This is a genomic window from Burkholderia sp. AU30198 (assembly GCF_020419825.1).
Classification (GTDB): Bacteria; Pseudomonadota; Gammaproteobacteria; order Burkholderiales; family Burkholderiaceae; genus Burkholderia.
The window spans coordinates 1-18,096 of the sequence record NZ_JAIZSA010000027.1; the positions used below are offsets into that span (position 1 = coordinate 1).

The following is an 18,096-nucleotide window of genomic DNA, read 5'->3' on the forward strand; positions in this document are numbered from 1 at the left end:
CATCCACTACTACAATCACCAACGCATCAAGACCAAACTAAAAGGGCTGAGTCCCGTGCAATACAGGACTCAGCCCTCATCAGCTTAACCGTCGGTTCCGACCATCCAACTTCCTGGGGTCAGTTCAGAAGGGGCCGCCCGTTTTTCGTCCGACGCCGTGCGCGTTACAGCACGTAGCGCGACAGGTCTTCGTCCTGCGACACTTCGCCGAGCGCGCGGTCGATATACTTCGCGTCGATCGTCACGCGTTCGCCCGCATGGTTGCCGGCCGAGAACGACACTTCCTCGAGCAGTTTCTCGATCACCGTGTACAGCCGGCGCGCACCGATGTTCTCGGTCTTCTCGTTGACCGCATAGGCAATCTCCGCGAGACGGCGGATGCCGTCCTCGGCGAATTCGAGTTGCACGTCTTCGGTCGCGAGCAGTGCCTGGTACTGCTTGACGAGGCTGGCGTCGGTCGCGACGAGGATCGCTTCGAAATCGTTCACCGACAGCGAGTCGAGCTCGACGCGGATCGGGAAGCGACCCTGCAGTTCGGGGATCAGGTCGCTCGGCTTCGCGAGATGGAACGCGCCGCTTGCGATGAACAGGATGTGATCGGTCTTCACCATCCCGTACTTCGTGTTGACAGTCGTGCCTTCGACGAGCGGCAGCAGGTCGCGCTGCACGCCCTGGCGCGACACTTCGCCGCCGCTGCCTTCGTTGTTGCGCGACGTGATCTTGTCGATCTCGTCGAGGAACACGATGCCGTTCTGCTCGACGTTCTGCACGGCCTTCGTCTTCACTTCCTCTTCGTTGAGCATCTTCGCCGCTTCCTCGTCGGTCAGCAGCTTCAGCGCTTCCTTGATCTTCACCTTGCGGCGCTGCTTCTTGCCGCTGCCGAGGTTCGAGAACATCGAGCGGATCTGCTCGGTCATCTCTTCCATCCCCGGCGGCGCCATGATGTCCATGCCGGCCGACGGCTGCTCGAGGTCGAGCTCGACTTCCTTGTCGTCGAGCTGGCCTTCGCGCAGGCGCTTGCGGAAGGTCTGGCGCGTCGCGTTGTTGTCGTCGTTCGCGTGCTCGGCGTTGCCGCCGAAGCCCACCGCGCGCGGTTGCGGCAGCAGGATGTCGAGGATGCGGTCTTCCGCCTGGTCGGTCGCCTTGCTGCGCACCTTGCGCATCTCGGTTTCGCGCGTCTGCTTGACCGAGATATCGATCAGGTCGCGCAGGATGCTGTCGACGTCGCGGCCGACATAGCCGACTTCGGTGAACTTGGTCGCTTCGATCTTGATGAACGGCGCATCGGCGAGCTTCGCGAGGCGGCGCGCGATTTCGGTCTTGCCGACACCCGTCGGCCCGATCATCAGGATGTTCTTCGGCGTGATTTCCTGGCGCAGCGGGTCGGCGACCTGCTGGCGGCGCCAGCGGTTGCGCAGCGCGACCGCGACGGCCTTCTTGGCCTTCGCCTGGCCGATGATGTGCTTGTCGAGTTCCGAGACGATCTCGGCAGGGGTCATGGTGCTCATGGTGCGGTCCTTACTCGATCGTTTCGATGATGCGGTTGTGGTTCGTATAGATGCACATGTCGCCGGCGATCTTGAGCGACTTCTCGACGATCTCGCGCGGCGACAGCTCGGTGTTCTCCGCGAGCGCGCGGGCTGCTGCCTGCGCATACGCACCGCCCGAGCCGATCGCGCAGATGCCTTCTTCGGGGTCGAGCACGTCGCCGTTGCCGGTGATCACGAGCGTGGTGGTGGCGTCGGCCGTGATCAGCATCGCCTCGAGGCGGCGCAGCATCCGGTCGGTGCGCCAGTCCTTCGCGAGCTCGACGGCCGCGCGGGTCAGGTTGCCCTGGTGCTTCTCGAGCTTCGCCTCGAAGCGGTCGAGCAGCGAGAACGCATCGGCGGTGCCGCCCGCGAATCCGACCAGCACCTGGTTGTTGTAGATCCGCCGCACTTTCCGCGCGCCACCCTTCATGACGATGTTGCCGAGGGTTACCTGGCCGTCGCCGCCGAGCGCGACCTTGTCGCCGCGTCGGACCGAAACGATGGTCGTGCCGTGAAATTGCTCCATCTGCGTTCCTTGAGAAAAACGGGGAAGAGTCGGGCGGCGCGAGGCGCCGCTGCGTAACTCGCAGTGCGCCGGGAAGCGGCCCGGCGCGCGTCCGTTTCATTTTAGGGCGGGCGCCGGGATATCAAGAGGCGGGAGGCAAATCGGCGGCCGGTGGGGAACCGGTGCCGGAAAAACAAAAAGCGCGCGGCAGGCCGCGCGCTTTCGGGAAGCAGCGTGTCTGAGCGGAACGCCGCTCGATCAGTCGCCGAACAGCTTCTGGCGCAACTCGCGGCGCTCCTGCGCCTCGAGCGACAGCGTGGCGGTCGGACGCGCGAGCAGGCGCGGAATGCCGATCGGCTCGCCGGTTTCCTCGCACCAGCCGTAATCGCCGGAATCGATGCGGGCGAGCGACTGCTGAACCTTCTTGAGGAGCTTGCGTTCGCGATCGCGCGTACGCAGCTCGAGCGCGTGCTCTTCCTCGATCGTCGCGCGATCGGCGGGATCGGGCACGATCACCGTCTCGCGCAGGTTCTCGGTCGTCTGGCCTGCATTCTTGAGGATGTCCGCCTGCAACTGTTCGAGCCGATTTTTGAAGAAGGCGAGCTGATCCTCATTCATGTAATCCTTGTCGCTCATCTTCAGGATTTCGGCTTCGGTCAAGAGTTTCTTCGTCATCTGCTTGCTTCTTCAATGTGCGGCAAATCAAGAGATATTGCCTGCACTTTGGGATTACCCGCAACCGCGCTTGCAATCATTTGCGATTTGCCGCCGCGGGGCCGAAAGCCTCTGGAAAACCGGTTCTCAAATACCAGGATAGGCCTGGCGCGGAGTTGCGCGCGCTGCGAACCGGTGTGCTGCGCGGCACATCGCATCGACCGCGGCCGGGAGGCGGATGGGCGATCCGGCGCGGTTGCGATGCCCGGAAAACTGGTTCAGCAAGAACCGGGCCTATTTGTTGCCGTACTCCAGCGGGCACGTATTGTAACTGAATCGCAAGCGGGCGCCGTATCGGGTCGATCCCCGTCGGCTGCGCCAATATCTAGAAAATATAACGCGCAAATCGCGAAAAAGCGATGACGGCGAAACCCTGCCCGGAAAGGGCGCCCCGCGGCCGCCGCAGCCGCCCGCGAGGCGGCCGTGCGGGCGGGGGTGCGACGGTTGCCGGTTCGCGTCAGGCGAGGCAGGCGTCGAGGCCGTCGGTGATCAGGTCCTGCGGCAGATCGACGCCGATGAACACCATCTTGTTGGTCTTCTTCTCGACCGGCAGCCACTTCGACGCGAGGTCGCTGCCCATCATCTGGTGCACGCCCTGGAACACGACCTTGCGGTCGACGCCCTTCATGTACAGCACGCCCTTGTAGCGCAGCATCCGCTCGCCGTAGATCTGCAGGATGCCGCCGAGGAAGTCTTCCAGCTTGTTCGGGTCGAACGGGCGGTCGTTGCGGTACACGAACGACTTGATCTTGTCGTCGTGGTGCGCGTGGTGATGATGGTGATGGCCATGGTCGTGATCGTGCGCGCATTGACCGTGATCGTGGTCGCAATGGGCGTGATCGTGATCATGGTCGTGATCGTGGTGCTGGTGCGCGTGATCGTCTTCGGCCAGGAAGTCGGGGTCGATCTCGAGCTTCGCGTTCAGGTTGAAGCCGCGCAGGTCGAAGATTTCCTTGATCTCGGCCTCGCCGAAGTTCACGACCTTGATCGCGGCCTTCGGGTTCATGTGCATCAGGCGATGCTTGAGGCCAGCCACCGTCTGGTCGTCGACCAGGTCCGACTTCGTGATGAACAGGCGATCGGCGAAACCGACCTGGCGCTGCACGACTTCGTGCTCGTCGAGCTGCGCGTTCGCGTGCTTCGCGTCGACCAGCGTGATGACCGCGTCGAGCAGGAAATCGTCGGCGATCTCGCTGTCGATGAAGAAGGTCTGCGCGACCGGGCCCGGGTTCGCGAGGCCGGTGGTTTCGATCACGATGCGGTCGAAGTCGAGCTTGCCTTCGCGCTTCTTCGCGGCGAGATCGCCGAGCGTGCGCGCGAGGTCGCCGCGGATCGTGCAGCAGATGCAGCCGTTGCTCATCTGGATGATCTGCTCGTTCGAATCCTGGATGAGGATTTCGTTGTCGATGTTTTCTTCGCCGAACTCGTTCTCGATCACGGCGATCTTCATGCCGTGCTGTTCGTTCAGGATGCGCTTGAGCAGCGTCGTCTTGCCGCTGCCGAGGAAGCCGGTGAGGATGGTGACGGGAGTGGCCATGTCAATCGCCTGTGGTTCGTGAATCGGGGTCAAAACCAGGATGTGCGTCGCGCCCGCGGCTTTGCCGGCCGGGGCGCACAACCATCCATTGAAACATACCTGTCAAGCCCTCGCCCGTTGTCCGAACGACAGGCGGGAGCGCGGATCCGCCGGGCGCAACGCGCGTGCCGGCGGTGGGTTACGCGCGTAGATCGGGGCGATCAGACGATTTGCAACAGCAGGCCCTTCAGATATTCACCTTCCGGGAATGCCGCGAGCAGCGGGTGATCGACGCCCGCGCCGAGCCGCTTCAGGATGCGCGCGTCGACCTTCGCGTCGGCGGCGGCGCCCGCGACGATCTTCTGGAACAGGTCCATGTCGATCGCGCCCGAGCACGAGTACGTGAACAGCAGGCCGCCCGGACGCAGCAGCTTGAAGCCGCTCAGGTTGATGTCCTTGTAGGCGCGCGCCGCGCGATCGACGCTGTCGCGGGTCGGCGCGAACTTCGGCGGATCGAGCACGATCAGGTCGAAACGCTCGCCTTCGTCGACGAGGCGGCGCAGCGTCTTGAATGCGTCGGCGTCGAGCCAGGTCGCGCGTTCGGCGTCGAAACCGTTGGCGACCACGTTCTGCTGCGCGAGCGCGAGCGCATCGCCCGACGAGTCGATCGACACGACGCGCTTCGCCCCGCCCTTGAGCGCCGCGAGCGAGAAGCCGCCCGTGTAGCAGAAGCAGTTCAGCACGTCGCGATCGGCCGCGTACTGCGCGACCAGCGCGCGGTTGTCGCGCTGGTCGACGTAGAAGCCCGTCTTGTGGCCGTTCGGCACGTCGACGTGATAGCGCACGCCGTTTTCGTTCGAGATCAGCGTCGCGGGCGGCGCATCGCCGGCCAGCACGCCGGTGGTTTGTTCGAGCCCTTCCTTGTCACGGATCGACACGTCCGAGCGCTCGTAGACGTTCGGGCAATCCGTGGCGCCGACCAGCGCCTTGACGATCGCGTCCTTCCACGCTTCGACGCCGGCCGCCATGAACTGGCAGACGAGCTGGCCGCGCGGCGTCGCGCCGGCTTCCGCGGTGTCCGCGATGTAGTAATCGACGATCAGGCCCGGCAGGCCGTCGGCTTCGCCGAACACGAGGCGCACCGCGCCCGTGTTCGACACCATCGTCGTGCGGTGCGCGACCGCGCGCTGCACGCGGCGCTTGAAGAACGCGTGGTCGATCGGCTCGTTCTCGTCGAAGCTCCACACGCGCACGCGGATCTGCGATTGCGGGCTGTACGCGCCGCGCGCGAGGAAGCGGCCGTCGTGCGCGCGCACGATCACGGTCGCGCCGGGCGCGGGCTTGCCGTCGACGCGGTCGATCGCATTGGCGTAGATCCACGGATGGCGGCGCAGCAGCGATTTTTCCTTGGACGGCTTGAGGGTGACGGTTTGCATGATGAGATCGAAAGGGGCCGTGCGCGAAGCCGACCGTGGCCGGTCGCCGCGCGCGGCGGGTAACACGGGACGCGCGTCAGTCGCGCTTCTTCGCGCGCGGATGCGCGCTGTCGTAAATCTTTGCGAGATGCTGGAAGTCGAGCGACGTATAGACCTGCGTCGCGGAGACGCTCGCGTGGCCGAGCAGTTCCTGCACCGCGCGCAGGTCGCCGCTCGACTGCAGCACGTGCGTTGCGAACGAGTGACGCAGCACGTGCGGATGGACGTTGGCGGGGATGCCCGCGGTGAGCGCCGCGCGCTTCACGCGCTCGCGCACGACGCCCGGCGACATCCGGTTGCCGCGCACGGACACGAACAGCGGATGCGGATCGTGCTTCACGAATTCGCCGCGCACCGCGAGCCACGCGTTCAGCGCGTCGATCGCCTTGCGGCCGACCGGCACCTTGCGCTCCTTGTTGCCCTTGCCGCGCACGGTGACTTCGGCTTCGGCGAGATCGAGCCAGCCGACCGAGCGGTAGCCGTCGGCCTGCGTGTACCTCACGTCGAGCCCGATCAGCTCGGCGAGGCGCAGCCCCGACGAATAGAACAGCTCGAGGATCGCGTGATCGCGGATGCCTTCGGTCGTGCCGGCGAGCGGCGCGTCCATCAACGCCGATGCGTCGTCGACCGACAGCGCTTTCGGCAAGGTCTTCGCGCGTTTCGGCGCGCGCACCGCGGCGACCGGGTTCGCGGGCATCTCGATGCGCTGCGCGAGCCAGCGGTAGAACGCGCGCCACGCGGACAGCCGGTGCGAGATCGACCGTGCGGACAACCCGCCTGAATGTGCGCGCGCGACCGCGCCGCGCATGTCGGCGGCCGTCAGCGCTTCGAGCGGCCGGCCGTTCGCGAGCTTCTTCAGCTCGTCGAGTTCGTGCGTGTATCCGCGCAGCGTGTGTTCCGACAGCTGCCTGACGTGCTTCAGGTTCGACAGGTAGGCGGCAATCGGATCGTCGGTCATCGCGGGCGGAAGGATCAGTGCGGCAGCAGGCGCGTGAGCGCGGCGCTCGCGAGCGTCGCGATCTGCGCGAGGAAATCGGTGGCCATCCCGTCGTGGAAGCGGCGCGGGTCGGGCGAACCGAGCACGAGCAGGCCGAACGCGGGCGCATCGGTGCCGGCGAGCGGCGCACGCAGCGCGAGTAGCGCGACCGATGCGGCCGAGCCATCGCCGGCCGGCGGGGCGGCTTCCACGCCATCCGCCGCATTCGCGGCCGATGCGGCGACCGCGGGTGTGAGCCACTGCGCGGCCTCGAAGCCGGTGTTCGCGCCGCAGTACGGCGTCGACAGCCCATTCGTGAACAGGCGCACTTCCTCGCCGACCTGGCGCGCGAAGTCGGCCTGCGAATAGGTGTCGGCGACGTCCCACACGCGCAGCGCGGTTTGCGGCACGTCGAACACGTCGGCGATGCCATCGGCGATCGTGCGCGGCAGCGCGTACGGATCGCGTTCCGCGATCACGCGCGCGGTCCAGCGGCTGAACTTCGCGGACAGGCTGTCGTTCTCGTGGCCGTAGCGCACGAGTTCGGCGAGCCGGCGCTCGAGATGCTTGTTCTTGTCGCGCAGCATCTCCATCTGCCGCTCCTGCAGCGAGATCGCGGCCTTGCCGTGCGGGTTCGCGAGACGGATCGTCGCGAGCAGTTCGGCGTGCTGCGCGAAGAATTCGGGATTGGCGAGCAGGTAGTCGGCGACTTCGCGATCGTTCATGTGGCTGGAGCGTTCAGTTATCAAGGACGTTGCAGGGTCAGGCGTGCAGGTCGATCTCGCCTTCGAACACGGTGGCGGCGGGCCCGGCCATCATCAGCGCGGCGGCTTCGTCGCGCGCGCCGTCCCAGCTGATCGTCAGCGTGCCGCCGTGCGTGTGCACGGTCACCGGCGAATCGAGCAGGCCGCGCCGGATGCCGGCCGCGACCGCCGCGCACGCGCCGGTGCCGCACGCGAGCGTCTCGCCCGCCGCGCGTTCGTATACGCGCAGCTTCACTTCGCTGCGCGACACGATCTGCATGAAGCCGGCGTTCACGCGCTCCGGGAAGCGCGCATGGTGCTCGATCAGCGGGCCTTCTTCGAGCACCGGATAGGCCTCGGTGTCGTCGACGACCTGCACCGCATGCGGGTTGCCCATCGTCACCGTCGAAATCCAGCGCGTCGCACCGCCGACGTCGAGCGGCCACAGCGTGTCGTGGCCCTCGGTGCGGCCGTCGAGGCCCGCTGCATCGAACGGCACCTGCGCCGGCGTGAACACGGGCGCGCCCATGTCGACGACGACTTCGCCGTTGTCCTGCATCGTCAGTGTGATCAGGCCCTTCATCACCTGCACGCGGACGCTGCGCTTGTCGGTCAGGCCGCGGTCGCTGACGAACTTCACGAAGCAGCGTGCGCCGTTGCCGCAGTGTTCGACCTCGCCGCCGTCGCAATTGAAGATCCGGTACTTGAAATCGGCGCCGTCGACGGTCGGTTTTTCGACGAGCAGCAACTGGTCGGCGCCGATGCCGAAGTGGCGGTTGGCGAGCGCACGCACTTGCGCTTCGGTGAGCGGCGGCAATGCGCGCGAATAGCCGTCGAGCACGACGAAGTCGTTGCCCGCGCCGTGCATCTTGGTGAACGAGAGTTTCACTGGGTCCGGATTTCCATGGCGAACAAGGCGGTCAGCGCGGCGTTCGCGATGCCGCGCCATCCGGGGCGGTGTCGTTCGTCGTGCTGATCTCAACCGCAAATGATACATGCAGCTGACAGGGGCGTCCTGCGCGGGCGGGGGCGGGTGGCGCTTTCACGGTCTTGCCCGGGGATTGGACGGTCATTTCGCGGTGAGCGTGAGCAGCAACTGGCGTCTGACGTTCAGTTTCGAGGGCGCCGATGCCGTTTTGGTCGATTACCAGGACTACCACCGAGGTGATTCAAGCGATGACTCGCATCTTCAATCCGCCGCATCCAGGCGAAGCGCTGCGCGACGACGTGCTGCCGGCATTCGGCCTGACCGTCACCGAGGCCGCGGCGCAACTCGGCGTCACGCGTGCGGCGCTATCGCGCATTCTGCATGGTCACACTGGGATTTCACCGGAAATGGCGTTGCGTATCGAGGCGTGGCTCGGCGAGGAGAACGGCGGTCGAGCGGATCTGTGGCTCGCACAGCAATCTGCTTACGACTTGTGGCAGGCGCGCGCATGACGGCGCGCCCGCGGGCACTGCTCAGTACAGGCTGGGCTCGCCAGGCGGGCGTGTCTTGAAGCGCTTGTGGACCCAGTAATACTGCTCGGGCATCAGCGGGATCTGTTCCTCGAGGAATTCGTTCATCCGCCGCGCGTCGAGATCGTCGTCGCCGGTCGGGTAGTTGGCCCACGGCTTGAAGACCTTCAGACGGTAGCCCTTGTAGTTCGGCAGCACCTCGCCGATAAAGGGCAGAACCTGCGCGTGGCCGGTCTTGGCGAACCGGCCGACCGCCGTCAGCGTGCAGGCGGGTATGCCGAAGAAGGGTACGAACGTCGAGTTGCGCAACCCGTAATCCATGTCTGCACCCAGCATCACCGGCTTGCGGTCGCGCAGCCAGCGCAGCACGGTACGCGCGCTGTCGGCGCGGCTCGCCAGCTCCGCGCCGAAGCGGCTGCGGCCGGCTTTGGCCGCGGCTTCGATTTCCGGGCTCTTCATCGGCGTGTAGAGCGAGCCGCACGTCCGGCCGAGGGCGAGATTGATCGCCATCGAGCCGGCTTCGATGCCGACGAAATGGAAGCCGAGCAAGAGGGTCGGCGGCATGTCCGGATCGCTGAGGTCGACCTCGCTCTCGACCGTAAACAGCTTGCGGTAGGCCTGTTCCGACGCGAACCACTGGTAGCTGCGCTCGACGTAGCTGCGGATCGCATGGCGGAAATGCTGCCCGGCGACTTCCTCGCGCCGCTCGTCGCTCCAGTCCGGGAAGCAGAGTTTCAGATTGGTGTGTACGATGCGCTTTCGCCGGCTGGGGATCTGGTAGAGCAGCCAGCCGAGACCATCGCCGAACCGTGCGGTCAGGCCGTACGGCAACCGGGCGAGCAGTTTCAGCAAGCCAATGGCGAGGTGCGTGCCTAGACGACCTAGCATGCGAAACCTCCGTGGAACCGGTTGGCCGGCGCGTTGCGAACAGGTAGGTAAGACAGCGGAAGATGCAGCACGGGTGGCGCTCTGTGACAATTCAGGAAAGCCGCTATAATACGGGCTTCGCCGAGTTAACTGACAACTTGCGGGGCGAAGCCGGTTGGCGTGACACACGCTGCCCGGTCCTGGTAATCCGCTAAAGCGTCGCCGCTTCAGGCCCAACGAAGCTGGCTACGTGAAACCGACCGTAACCACACAGGAGCCTGAAAAAGTGGCAAACGATTATCTCTTCACGTCCGAATCCGTCTCCGAAGGCCATCCGGACAAGGTCGCGGACCAAATCTCGGACGCGATCCTCGACGCCATCCTCGAGCAAGACAAGTATTCCCGCGTTGCGGCGGAAACGCTGTGCAACACGGGTCTCGTCGTTCTGGCCGGTGAAATCACCACGACGGCCAACATCGACTACATCCAGATCGCGCGCGACACGATCAAGCGCATCGGCTACGACAACACCGACTACGGCATCGACTACAAGGGTTGCGCGGTGCTCGTCGCGTACGACAAGCAGTCGCCGGACATCGCCCAGGGCGTCGATCGTGCACACGACGACAACCTCGACCAGGGCGCGGGCGACCAGGGTCTGATGTTCGGTTACGCGTGCGATGAAACGCCCGAACTGATGCCGCTGCCGATCCACCTGTCGCACCGTCTCGTCGAGCGCCAGGCCAGCCTGCGCCGCGACGGCCGCCTGCAATGGCTGCGCCCGGACGCGAAGTCGCAGGTGACGATCCGCTACGTCGACGGCAAGCCGCATTCGATCGACACCGTCGTGCTGTCGACGCAGCACGCACCGGACATCGAACTGCCCGCGCTGCGCGAAGCCGTGATCGAGGAAATCATCAAGCCGACGCTGCCGGCCGACCTGATCAAGGGCGACATCAAGTTCCTGGTGAACCCGACCGGCCGGTTCGTGATCGGCGGCCCGCAGGGCGACTGCGGCCTGACCGGCCGCAAGATCATCGTCGATACCTACGGCGGTGCCGCACCGCACGGCGGCGGCGCGTTCTCGGGCAAGGATCCGTCGAAGGTCGACCGTTCGGCTGCGTACGCAGGCCGCTACGTCGCGAAGAACATCGTCGCCGCGGGCCTCGCATCGCGCGCGCTGATCCAGGTGTCGTACGCGATCGGCGTCGCCGAGCCGACCTCGGTGATGGTCAACACGTTCGGCACGGGCCGCGTGTCGGATGCGGTGATCACGAAGCTCGTGCGCGAGCATTTCGACCTGCGTCCGAAGGGCATCATCAAGATGCTCGACCTGCTGCGCCCGATCTACGAGAAGACCGCTGCTTACGGCCACTTCGGCCGCGAAGAGCCGGAATTCTCGTGGGAAGCGACCGACAAGGCGCTCGCCCTGGCCGAAGCGGCCGGCGTCGAGCCGACGGCACGCGTCGCGTAAGCGTCGTTCGCCCGAAATGAAAAACCCCGGCAATGCCGGGGTTTTTTTATGGGTTCCGATCACCGGGGTAATCGGACATGCGGGCAGTGGCGCGACGGCGATCGTCGCGCGCGGTGCCCGCCGGCGTGCGCTCAGCGCGCGACGAACCCGAACCAGCCGTTGCTGGCCGCGAGGCGGCGCGGGCGGTTGACGCGGCGCTGCGGGCCGAGCGCGCGGCGCAGCGCGAGTGCGCGCAGCGACGACGGCTTCTGCAGCAGCGAGCGCAGGCCGGCACGGCGCGAGAACGCCTGCGCGCTCATCATCGAGAAAAATGCGTGGAACCACGCACGGATGCCGTCCAGCCGGCTGTGTGCGGGCGTACGCTCGGCCAGCGCCTGCGTGCGTGCGCGGTGATGGCGCAGCGAGCGGGCAGGAGCGGGCGGCACAACGCGCTTCGCAGCGCGGCTGAGACGGGAAGTCAGACGGAATGGCATGTGAACGATGCTTCGCTTGTATGGATGGCGCCCTGAAGAGCGCACTGGTATGAACGGCCTCGGATGGCGCAACGGATCTTACCGAAACTCGCTGCGCGCCGCGCCCGCCAGAATTGACAGGCCGCGACAGGCTACAGGGGATTCATGACGGGCAAAAGTCGCGATAAACCCTTGTGCCACAAGGCGTGTGCCGCATACCGCCTGTCGGTGAGGCCAGCGCCGCGCCGCACAGTTCCCTTGAGCCGGATCAAATCCTCGATTGGCATGCCCCTGCGCACGACAATGGTGCTGTTCGCGGCATCCGGCGCCGATTTACAATCGTCACATTCACACAATAAACGTCTGGCATCCCATGTCGTCTCCATTGCAGTCGGAATCGATCCGCGCGCAAGTCGCGGAATTGCGCGAGCGCGGCTTCGTCGTCGCGCGTGGCCTCGTCGGCGAGGAACAATGCGCGGCGCTCAGGCAGGTTGCGGAGCGCCAGTTGCGGGAGGCTGCCGAGCCGATCGAGTTCGAGGCGGACCTGCGCTATCCGGGCGCGCCCGAGTCCAAGCATGCGCCGGGCGGGCATACGGTGCGGCGGCTGCTCGATGCGTACTCGCGCGATCCGGCCTTCGCCGAGCGTGCGATCGCCCCCGAAATCGGCGCGTGGATGCGCGAGTATTTCGGTGAAGAACCCGTGCTGTCGCGCGCGCATCACAACTGCATGATGACGAAGCACCCCGCGTACGGCAGCCTGACCGGCTGGCATCGCGATTTCCGCTACTGGTCGTTCGCGCGTCCGGACATGGTGTCGGTGTGGCTCGCGCTCGGGCCGGAAACGAACGAGAACGGCGCACTGTGGCTCGTGCCGGGGTCGCATACGGCCGAATTCGGGCCGGAAGCGTTCGACGATGCGAAGTTCTTCCGCAGCGACCTGCCGGCGAACAAGAAAATGATCGATGCGGCCACGTGCCCGTCGCTGCAGACGGGCGACGTCGTGTTCTTCCACAGCAACACGCTGCATTCGGCCGGGCAGAACGGTTCCGACCAGGTGAAGTTCTCGCTCGTGTACACCTATCACGGCGCGAGCAACCGGCCGGTGCCCGGCACGCGCTCGGCGTCGAAACCGGAAGTGCAGTTCTAGGTTCGGATCGGATGGGCGGCGATACCGCCGCGGTCACGCGATGCGGCGCATCGCGGGCGAATGAAGCAACGGGCGGCCTGGCCGCCCGTTTCGTTTGGCGCGGCCCGATCGTGCGACGCGGGCCGTGCGTGCATCGCGCGGCTGCGCGATCAGCGCTTGCTGCCCGGCATCGCGAGGCCGATCAGGCCGACGAACGACGCGACGGCGCCGCCCACGATCAGCAGGATCGTCTTCGTCGCGGGCGAACCGGTGAAGAAGCGCGACACGTTGTCGTTGATCGAATGGAACGACTGGCCGCCGAAATACAGCAGCACGACGCCGCCGACGAGCAGCGCAACCGAGATGACCCGGGACATACCAACCTCGCTGAAACGGTGATTCGAGACGCCGCAGTGTAGGCGACGGCCGCGGCCGCGTCCATTGCCGTGCCGTCGAGCGCGTTCCGGCCGCTTTCGCTACCATAGTCGTCGTATGACTCTTTCGCCGCCGCCGCGCCGTGTGCGCGGCCGGCGCGCGTCCCTTTCCCCGATGTCCTGACGGAACCGACTCATGGCCTACGAAGCAGCTTCCGAACGTTATGCCGACATGCAATACCGCACCTGCGGCAAATCCGGGCTCAAACTGCCCGCGCTGTCGCTCGGCCTGTGGCACAACTTCGGCGATTCGACGCCGATCTCGACGCAGCGCGAGATCCTGCGCACCGCGTTCGACCTCGGCATCAACCACTTCGACCTCGCGAACAACTACGGGCCGCCGTACGGCAGCGCCGAAACCAACTTCGGTCGGCTGCTGAAGGAGGATTTCCGGCCGTATCGCGACGAGCTGCTGATCTCGACGAAGGCCGGCTGGGACATGTGGCCGGGGCCGTACGGCAGCGGCGGCGGGTCGCGCAAGTACGTGCTCGCGAGCCTCGACCAGAGCCTGCAGCGGATGGGGCTCGACTACGTCGACATCTTCTATTCGCACCGCTTCGACGCGCACACGCCGCTCGAGGAAACGGCGGGCGCACTCGCGTCGGCCGTGCAGCAGGGCAAGGCGCTCTACATCGGCATTTCGTCGTATTCGGCGGCGAAGACGCGCGAGATGGCCGAGCTGCTCGCGCAGTACAAGGTGCCGCTGCTGATTCACCAGCCGTCGTACAACCTGCTGAACCGCTGGGTCGAAACCGAACTGCTCGGCACGCTCGACGAGATCGGTACGGGCAGCATCGCGTTCACGCCGCTCGCGCAGGGGCTGCTCACGTCGAAGTACCTGAACGGTGTGCCGGCCGACGCGCGCGTGAACAAGCCGGGCGGCGGCTCGCTGAAGCAGGATCACCTGAGCGCGGACAACCTCGACCAAGTGCGCAAGCTCAACGCGATCGCCGAACGGCGCGGGCAGAGCCTCGCGCAGATGGCACTCGCGTGGGTATTGCGCAATGGCCGCGTGACGTCCGCGCTGATCGGCGCGAGCCGTGCGGAGCAGGTGCGCGAAAACGTCGGCGCGCTGAAGCACCTCGAATTCTCGGCGGAGGAACTCGCGGAGATCGATCGTTACGCGACGGAAGGCGGCATCAATCTGTGGGAAAAGCCGTCCACCGATCAGGCGATCTGACCGGCAGACGCTACGGCATGCGAAACATCGCGTGCCGTATCGATGGCTTGCGCGCAGCACATCGCATCGCTGCGGTGCAGCGATGCGCGCCACCCACGGGGTGCGCCGCTAGATCAGCGCAGGCAGGCCTTCGACGAGCAATACCGCGACGCCGACGCCGAGGATGACGCCCAGCACGCGCAGCAGGTTGTGGCGGAATTCGGTTGCGCACGGCACCGCGCCGAGAAATAGCGCTCCGGCCAGCGCCATCGGAATCAACAGGATGAAGTCGCCGATCGTGAAGTAGGTCGTCATGCGTGTCTCCAAGGTCGACCGGAGTGGGCGCCTGAGCGCTGACTCCGGCCCCATGCCGGGTGTTTCTAGTATTGGTCCGACCCGATTGCGAGCGGGGCGGTCAGTTCGAGTATAGGCAACCGGCAGTGCTTTTCGCTATCCGAACCATTAAAAAATCAGCGGAAAGCCCGGGGAATCACGCATTTTTCCCGCAAGTTGGACGAATGCCTTGCACGTATCTTTCCCGTGCCTTTCGATTGTTGCGGAATCGTCGTATGTGTCCGATGCGTGCCGCCGCACCCGCGGGCGCGGCGGCACGCCCGCTCATGCGCGGTCAGGTTGCACGCGGGCGGCCGGCGCGCGGAACACGAGCGCGAGCCCCGCGACGATCGCGCCCATGCCGGCGAGCGCGAGCGGCTCGGGCCGGTTGCCGAGCCACACGGCATCCATCAGCGTGGTGACGACGGGCACGAGATAGAACAGGCTCGTCACGTTGACGAGATCGCCGCGCTGCATCAACCGGTAGAACAGCAGTTGCGCGATCACCGAAATCACGATGCCGAGCCACAGCAGCGGGATCACGAACGACCAGCTCATGTCGAACGACACCGGCCGGAACGGCACGATCGCCACGCACAGTGCGAGGCCGATCGCATTCTGCAGCGGCAGCACGTCGGCGGGCGCCGCCCGTACGCGCTTTTGCAGCAGCGAGCCGGCGGTCAGCGCGACGAGCGCGGTGAGCGCGCACGCGATGCCCGCGAGCGACAGGCCGCCGTCCCCGGTGCCGCGGAACACGACGAGCGCGAGGCCGGCCAGCGACAGCGCGAGCCCCGCGATGCGCACGGGCTGCCAGCGCCGCTCGACGATCGCGAGCGTGAGGATCGGCTGCACGCCGAGGATCGTCGCGAGCACGCCCGGCGCGATCCCGCGTTCGAGCGCGAGCAGGTAGAAGATCGAATAGCCGCCCATCATCAGCAAGCCGGTCAGTGCGGCCATGCGCCGCTCGCCGCGCGGCGGCAGCCAGCGTTTGCGCAGGAAGGCCAGCCCGAGCAGCACGAGCGATGCCAGCGCGAAACGTGCGGTGAGAAAGACGAACGCGGATGCGTGACGCAGCCCGAGTTCAGCGAAGATCGCGCCGCTGCTCCACAGCAGCACGAAGAGCGACGTCGCGCCATGCGCGGCGAGCGCGCGTTTGAACGAAACCATGTGAATCCACCTGTCGAACGGATCGGAATGTTCCATCCGCGCGCGCAGCAACACGCCGTGCGTCACGACGCACGAATGCAGGCCTGCGGGCGAATGGAAGACGAAACGAAAAGCCGGCTGGTCAGCCGGCGCGTGCCGCCGGAGGGGGCGGCGCGGCGCCAACGAGCGGCGGTGCGACAGGAGGAGGAAGAACCGACGGATGCGCGCACGCCTGCGGCCGCGAGTCGAACTGCGGCCGGGATTTTGCAAGGGCGGACGTGAGCGGATGCATCGTATCGGAATGCGCTAGAACGCGAATGAGCATCAAAGGTAACGCAAGGCTGGCATCGGACGCAACACCTGTCGGTGGCATCGCGTGATGAAGGGCGGAGGGCGGTGCGTGCGCAACGATCGCTGCGCTGGCCGCGTTCAAGGCAGAGGGAAGGCGACGACGGCGTGGCGGGGTTCGGCAACCGCAGTCGCCAGTCGCACGAAATTGCCTGGCGAACCCGCATCGGGCTCACGATGCGCGCGGAGCGTCCGTCACGTGCGCGCCGCGGCGATGCCGGGGATTCGGCGGGCAGTCACATTCGACAGGGTATGATGGGGGGGACCGGGCAGGCAAGCGCCTGCCCGGCGCAGTGGTTGATTGGAGACATTCGACGAATTCGCGGCACTTCGCCTGCTTCTTCTTCTTTTCGTGCTTCGATAAACCGTGAACAATGGGATTACGCGCAACGCTCCGTCGAGAGCGCGCGGATCGTGCATTTGCCGGCCCCCAGCGGGCCGGGTTTCAAGATTCAAGAGTGGGGAACCATCATGCATGTCGGGTCGATTGTCTGCACTACCCATATCGCGGTGCCGAAGGGCGCGCGCGGCATCGTCCAGCGCGTCCTGGGCGACATGGCCATGGTGACCTGGTACGCGGGCGTACCGGGCGAGTCGAAGGAACTCAACACCGAGCCGTTCTTTCTCGAGGACCTGATCGACACCGGCGAATCCGTGCTGCCGGCCGGCGCGGCGCTCCACTAAGCGCATTCACCGCACCGGGCGCTCGTCTTTCGGCCCGGCTGGCGGCACAATGCGGGGCATGAAAGACGTCACTTCCGCTCCCGCTTCTCCCGCCGGCCCGCCGTTCGCCGGACTCACGCCCGAGTGCGTGCTCGACGCGCTCGACAGCGTGCTGATACCGGCCGGCTTGCGCACCGACGGGCGCCTGCTCGCGCTCAACAGCTACGAAAACCGCGTGTACCAGGTGGGCATCGAAGACGGCCCGCCGGTCGTCGCGAAGTTCTACCGTCCGGCACGCTGGTCGGACGAAGCGATCCTCGAAGAGCACGCGTTCGTCGCCGAACTCACCGCGCGCGAGATTCCGGCGGTGCCCGCGCGCGCATTCGAAGGCCGGACGCTGCACGCGTTCGACGGTTTCCGCTTCTCGATCTTCGAGCGGCGCGGCGGCCGCGCGCCCGATCTCGATCGCAGCGACACGCTCGAATGGCTCGGCCGCTTCATCGGCCGGATCCATGCGGTCGGCGCGACGCAGCCGTATGTCGCACGCCCCGTGCTCGACATCAATACGTTCGGCTACGAGCCGCGCGACTACCTGCTCGCGCACGATTTCATTCCGGACGATGTGCGGCCCGCATATGCGACGGCCGTGACGCTCGCGCTCGAAGGCGTCGAGGCCGCGTTCGAGCGGGCGGGCGAGATCCGCCTGCTGCGCACGCACGGCGACTGTCATCCGAGCAACGTGCTGTGGACCGATGCCGGCCCGCACTTCGTCGACTTCGACGATAGCCGGATGGCGCCCGCGATCCAGGATCTGTGGCTGCTGCTGCCGGGCGATCGCGAAGGCGCGTCGCGTGCACTGGCGGACCTGCTGGCCGGCTACGAGGATTTCTGCGAATTCGAGCCGCGCGAGCTGCATCTCGTCGAAGCGCTGCGCACGCTGCGGCTGATCCATTACGCGGCATGGCTCGCGCGGCGCTGGGACGATCCCGCGTTTCCGGCCGCGTTTCCGTGGTTCAACACGCATCGTTACTGGGAAGCGCGCGTGCTCGAGTTGCGCGAGCAGATCGGCGCGATGCAGGAAGGGCCGCTCTGGCCCGTGTGACGGCGCGCGCGGCATGCTCGCCGCGCGGCATGCTCGTGCGGGCCGCGGCGCGATGCGCGCGGCCCGTTTCCCGTTT

At 66.2% G+C, this 18,096-nt stretch carries 20 protein-coding genes and 1 pseudogene; 8 read left to right on the forward strand and 13 right to left on the reverse strand.

All coding sequences use genetic code 11. The annotated features are described in order from the left end of the window. Positions 1-88 (forward strand): IS3 family transposase (locus LGN19_RS36265; protein ID WP_226219584.1); only part of this gene is annotated, 88 nt, incomplete at its 5' end. A 76-nt stretch (positions 89-164) separates the two neighbouring features. On the opposite strand, the gene hslU is transcribed toward LGN19_RS36265, so the two are convergent. From hslU to dapF, 8 genes are all read right to left on the reverse strand, one after another. Beyond that, entirely contained in the window at positions 165-1,508 is a 1,344-nt protein-coding gene (gene hslU / locus LGN19_RS36270) for an ATP-dependent protease ATPase subunit HslU (RefSeq protein WP_226219905.1), read from the reverse strand. A 10-nt stretch (positions 1,509-1,518) separates the two neighbouring features. Then, positions 1,519-2,055, reverse strand: coding sequence for an ATP-dependent protease subunit HslV (gene hslV / locus LGN19_RS36275; protein WP_021156275.1), 537 nt, complete (start codon positions 2,053-2,055; stop codon positions 1,519-1,521). A gap of 237 nt (positions 2,056-2,292) precedes the next feature. Further along, a complete protein-coding gene (dksA, locus tag LGN19_RS36280; protein ID WP_006477498.1) occupies positions 2,293-2,709 on the reverse strand; it encodes an RNA polymerase-binding protein DksA in 417 nt (138 codons plus the stop codon). Positions 2,710-3,205: 496 nt separating this feature from the next. After that, a complete protein-coding gene (locus LGN19_RS36285; protein ID WP_175222418.1) occupies positions 3,206-4,285 on the reverse strand; it encodes a CobW family GTP-binding protein in 1,080 nt (359 codons plus the stop codon). A gap of 200 nt (positions 4,286-4,485) precedes the next feature. Continuing rightward, positions 4,486-5,700, reverse strand: coding sequence for a class I SAM-dependent rRNA methyltransferase (locus LGN19_RS36290; RefSeq protein WP_122946507.1), 1,215 nt, complete (start codon positions 5,698-5,700; stop codon positions 4,486-4,488). A gap of 76 nt (positions 5,701-5,776) precedes the next feature. Further along, a complete protein-coding gene (gene xerC, locus LGN19_RS36295; protein WP_175222419.1) occupies positions 5,777-6,697 on the reverse strand; it encodes a tyrosine recombinase XerC in 921 nt (306 codons plus the stop codon). A 14-nt stretch (positions 6,698-6,711) separates the two neighbouring features. Beyond that, a complete protein-coding gene (locus tag LGN19_RS36300) occupies positions 6,712-7,440 on the reverse strand; it encodes a DUF484 family protein (RefSeq protein WP_226219906.1) in 729 nt (242 codons plus the stop codon). Positions 7,441-7,477: 37 nt separating this feature from the next. Beyond that, positions 7,478-8,347, reverse strand: coding sequence for a diaminopimelate epimerase (gene dapF, locus LGN19_RS36305; protein WP_226219907.1), 870 nt, complete (start codon positions 8,345-8,347; stop codon positions 7,478-7,480). Positions 8,348-8,489: 142 nt separating this feature from the next. Here dapF and LGN19_RS36310 point away from each other — a divergent pair. Together LGN19_RS36310 and LGN19_RS36315 are read left to right on the forward strand one after the other, a co-directional pair. Continuing rightward, positions 8,490-8,618 (forward strand): annotated as a pseudogene (locus tag LGN19_RS36310) (Killer protein); the annotation flags it as partial. A gap of 16 nt (positions 8,619-8,634) precedes the next feature. Continuing rightward, positions 8,635-8,898, forward strand: a complete 264-nt coding sequence (locus tag LGN19_RS36315; RefSeq protein ID WP_226219945.1) for a HigA family addiction module antitoxin — start codon at positions 8,635-8,637, stop codon at positions 8,896-8,898. A gap of 21 nt (positions 8,899-8,919) precedes the next feature. Here the strand turns inward: LGN19_RS36315 and LGN19_RS36320 are convergent, their stop codons facing one another. After that, on the reverse strand, positions 8,920-9,804 hold the full coding sequence (locus LGN19_RS36320) for a lipid A biosynthesis lauroyl acyltransferase (protein ID WP_226219908.1): 885 nt from the start codon (positions 9,802-9,804) through the stop codon (positions 8,920-8,922). Between the two features lie 265 nt (positions 9,805-10,069). Here LGN19_RS36320 and metK point away from each other — a divergent pair, with 265 nt between their 5' ends. After that, complete coding sequence (gene metK, locus LGN19_RS36325; protein WP_122946502.1) at positions 10,070-11,257, forward strand: methionine adenosyltransferase; 1,188 nt, start codon at positions 10,070-10,072, stop codon at positions 11,255-11,257. A gap of 131 nt (positions 11,258-11,388) precedes the next feature. Here the strand turns inward: metK and LGN19_RS36330 are convergent, their stop codons facing one another. Beyond that, a complete protein-coding gene (locus LGN19_RS36330; RefSeq protein WP_226219909.1) occupies positions 11,389-11,730 on the reverse strand; it encodes a hypothetical protein in 342 nt (113 codons plus the stop codon). 352 nt (positions 11,731-12,082) lie between these two features. Here LGN19_RS36330 and LGN19_RS36335 point away from each other — a divergent pair, with 352 nt between their 5' ends. Next, the gene (locus LGN19_RS36335) at positions 12,083-12,856 is read left to right on the forward strand and encodes a phytanoyl-CoA dioxygenase family protein (RefSeq protein ID WP_226219910.1); all 774 of its coding nucleotides are present in this window, start codon (positions 12,083-12,085) and stop codon (positions 12,854-12,856) included. 149 nt (positions 12,857-13,005) lie between these two features. Here LGN19_RS36335 and LGN19_RS36340 read toward each other — a convergent pair whose 3' ends face one another. Beyond that, complete coding sequence (locus LGN19_RS36340; protein WP_122946499.1) at positions 13,006-13,212, reverse strand: DUF3185 family protein; 207 nt, start codon at positions 13,210-13,212, stop codon at positions 13,006-13,008. Positions 13,213-13,405: 193 nt separating this feature from the next. Here LGN19_RS36340 and mgrA point away from each other — a divergent pair, with 193 nt between their 5' ends. Then, positions 13,406-14,449 (forward strand): L-glyceraldehyde 3-phosphate reductase, encoded by a 1,044-nt coding sequence (mgrA, locus tag LGN19_RS36345; RefSeq protein ID WP_174963110.1) that lies wholly within the window; start codon positions 13,406-13,408, stop codon positions 14,447-14,449. A gap of 108 nt (positions 14,450-14,557) precedes the next feature. Here the strand turns inward: mgrA and LGN19_RS36350 are convergent, their stop codons facing one another. Together LGN19_RS36350 and LGN19_RS36355 are read right to left on the reverse strand one after the other, a co-directional pair. Further along, positions 14,558-14,743 carry a hypothetical protein gene (locus tag LGN19_RS36350; RefSeq protein ID WP_011353526.1) on the reverse strand — a complete coding sequence of 62 codons (186 nt, stop codon included), beginning with the start codon at positions 14,741-14,743 and terminating at the stop codon, positions 14,558-14,560. A gap of 303 nt (positions 14,744-15,046) precedes the next feature. Then, positions 15,047-15,928, reverse strand: a complete 882-nt coding sequence (locus LGN19_RS36355) for a DMT family transporter (RefSeq protein ID WP_122946793.1) — start codon at positions 15,926-15,928, stop codon at positions 15,047-15,049. Between the two features lie 798 nt (positions 15,929-16,726). On the opposite strand from LGN19_RS36355, the gene LGN19_RS36360 reads away from it, so the two are divergent. Both LGN19_RS36360 and LGN19_RS36365 read left to right on the forward strand, forming a co-directional pair. Continuing rightward, positions 16,727-16,939 carry a hypothetical protein gene (locus LGN19_RS36360; protein ID WP_011353523.1) on the forward strand — a complete coding sequence of 71 codons (213 nt, stop codon included), beginning with the start codon at positions 16,727-16,729 and terminating at the stop codon, positions 16,937-16,939. Between the two features lie 58 nt (positions 16,940-16,997). Next, positions 16,998-18,020, forward strand: coding sequence for a serine/threonine protein kinase (locus LGN19_RS36365; RefSeq protein ID WP_409952495.1), 1,023 nt, complete (start codon positions 16,998-17,000; stop codon positions 18,018-18,020). The last annotated feature ends 76 nt before the right edge of the window (positions 18,021-18,096 follow it).

Coding starts and splice junctions, on each gene's coding strand:
- hslU (WP_226219905.1), bottom strand. CDS start 1,508: ATGAGCACCATGACCCCTGCCGAGATCGTCTCGGAACTCGACAAGCAC.
- hslV (WP_021156275.1), bottom strand. CDS start 2,055: ATGGAGCAATTTCACGGCACGACCATCGTTTCGGTCCGACGCGGCGAC.
- dksA (WP_006477498.1), bottom strand. CDS start 2,709: ATGACGAAGAAACTCTTGACCGAAGCCGAAATCCTGAAGATGAGCGAC.
- LGN19_RS36285 (WP_175222418.1), bottom strand. CDS start 4,285: ATGGCCACTCCCGTCACCATCCTCACCGGCTTCCTCGGCAGCGGCAAG.
- LGN19_RS36290 (WP_122946507.1), bottom strand. CDS start 5,700: ATGCAAACCGTCACCCTCAAGCCGTCCAAGGAAAAATCGCTGCTGCGC.
- xerC (WP_175222419.1), bottom strand. CDS start 6,697: ATGACCGACGATCCGATTGCCGCCTACCTGTCGAACCTGAAGCACGTC.
- LGN19_RS36300 (WP_226219906.1), bottom strand. CDS start 7,440: ATGAACGATCGCGAAGTCGCCGACTACCTGCTCGCCAATCCCGAATTC.
- LGN19_RS36315 (WP_226219945.1), top strand. CDS start 8,635: ATGACTCGCATCTTCAATCCGCCGCATCCAGGCGAAGCGCTGCGCGAC.
- LGN19_RS36320 (WP_226219908.1), bottom strand. CDS start 9,804: ATGCTAGGTCGTCTAGGCACGCACCTCGCCATTGGCTTGCTGAAACTG.
- LGN19_RS36330 (WP_226219909.1), bottom strand. CDS start 11,730: ATGCCATTCCGTCTGACTTCCCGTCTCAGCCGCGCTGCGAAGCGCGTT.
- LGN19_RS36335 (WP_226219910.1), top strand. CDS start 12,083: ATGTCGTCTCCATTGCAGTCGGAATCGATCCGCGCGCAAGTCGCGGAA.
- LGN19_RS36340 (WP_122946499.1), bottom strand. CDS start 13,212: ATGTCCCGGGTCATCTCGGTTGCGCTGCTCGTCGGCGGCGTCGTGCTG.
- mgrA (WP_174963110.1), top strand. CDS start 13,406: ATGGCCTACGAAGCAGCTTCCGAACGTTATGCCGACATGCAATACCGC.
- LGN19_RS36350 (WP_011353526.1), bottom strand. CDS start 14,743: ATGACGACCTACTTCACGATCGGCGACTTCATCCTGTTGATTCCGATG.
- LGN19_RS36355 (WP_122946793.1), bottom strand. CDS start 15,928: ATGGTTTCGTTCAAACGCGCGCTCGCCGCGCATGGCGCGACGTCGCTC.
- LGN19_RS36360 (WP_011353523.1), top strand. CDS start 16,727: ATGCATGTCGGGTCGATTGTCTGCACTACCCATATCGCGGTGCCGAAG.
- LGN19_RS36365 (WP_409952495.1), top strand. CDS start 16,998: ATGAAAGACGTCACTTCCGCTCCCGCTTCTCCCGCCGGCCCGCCGTTC.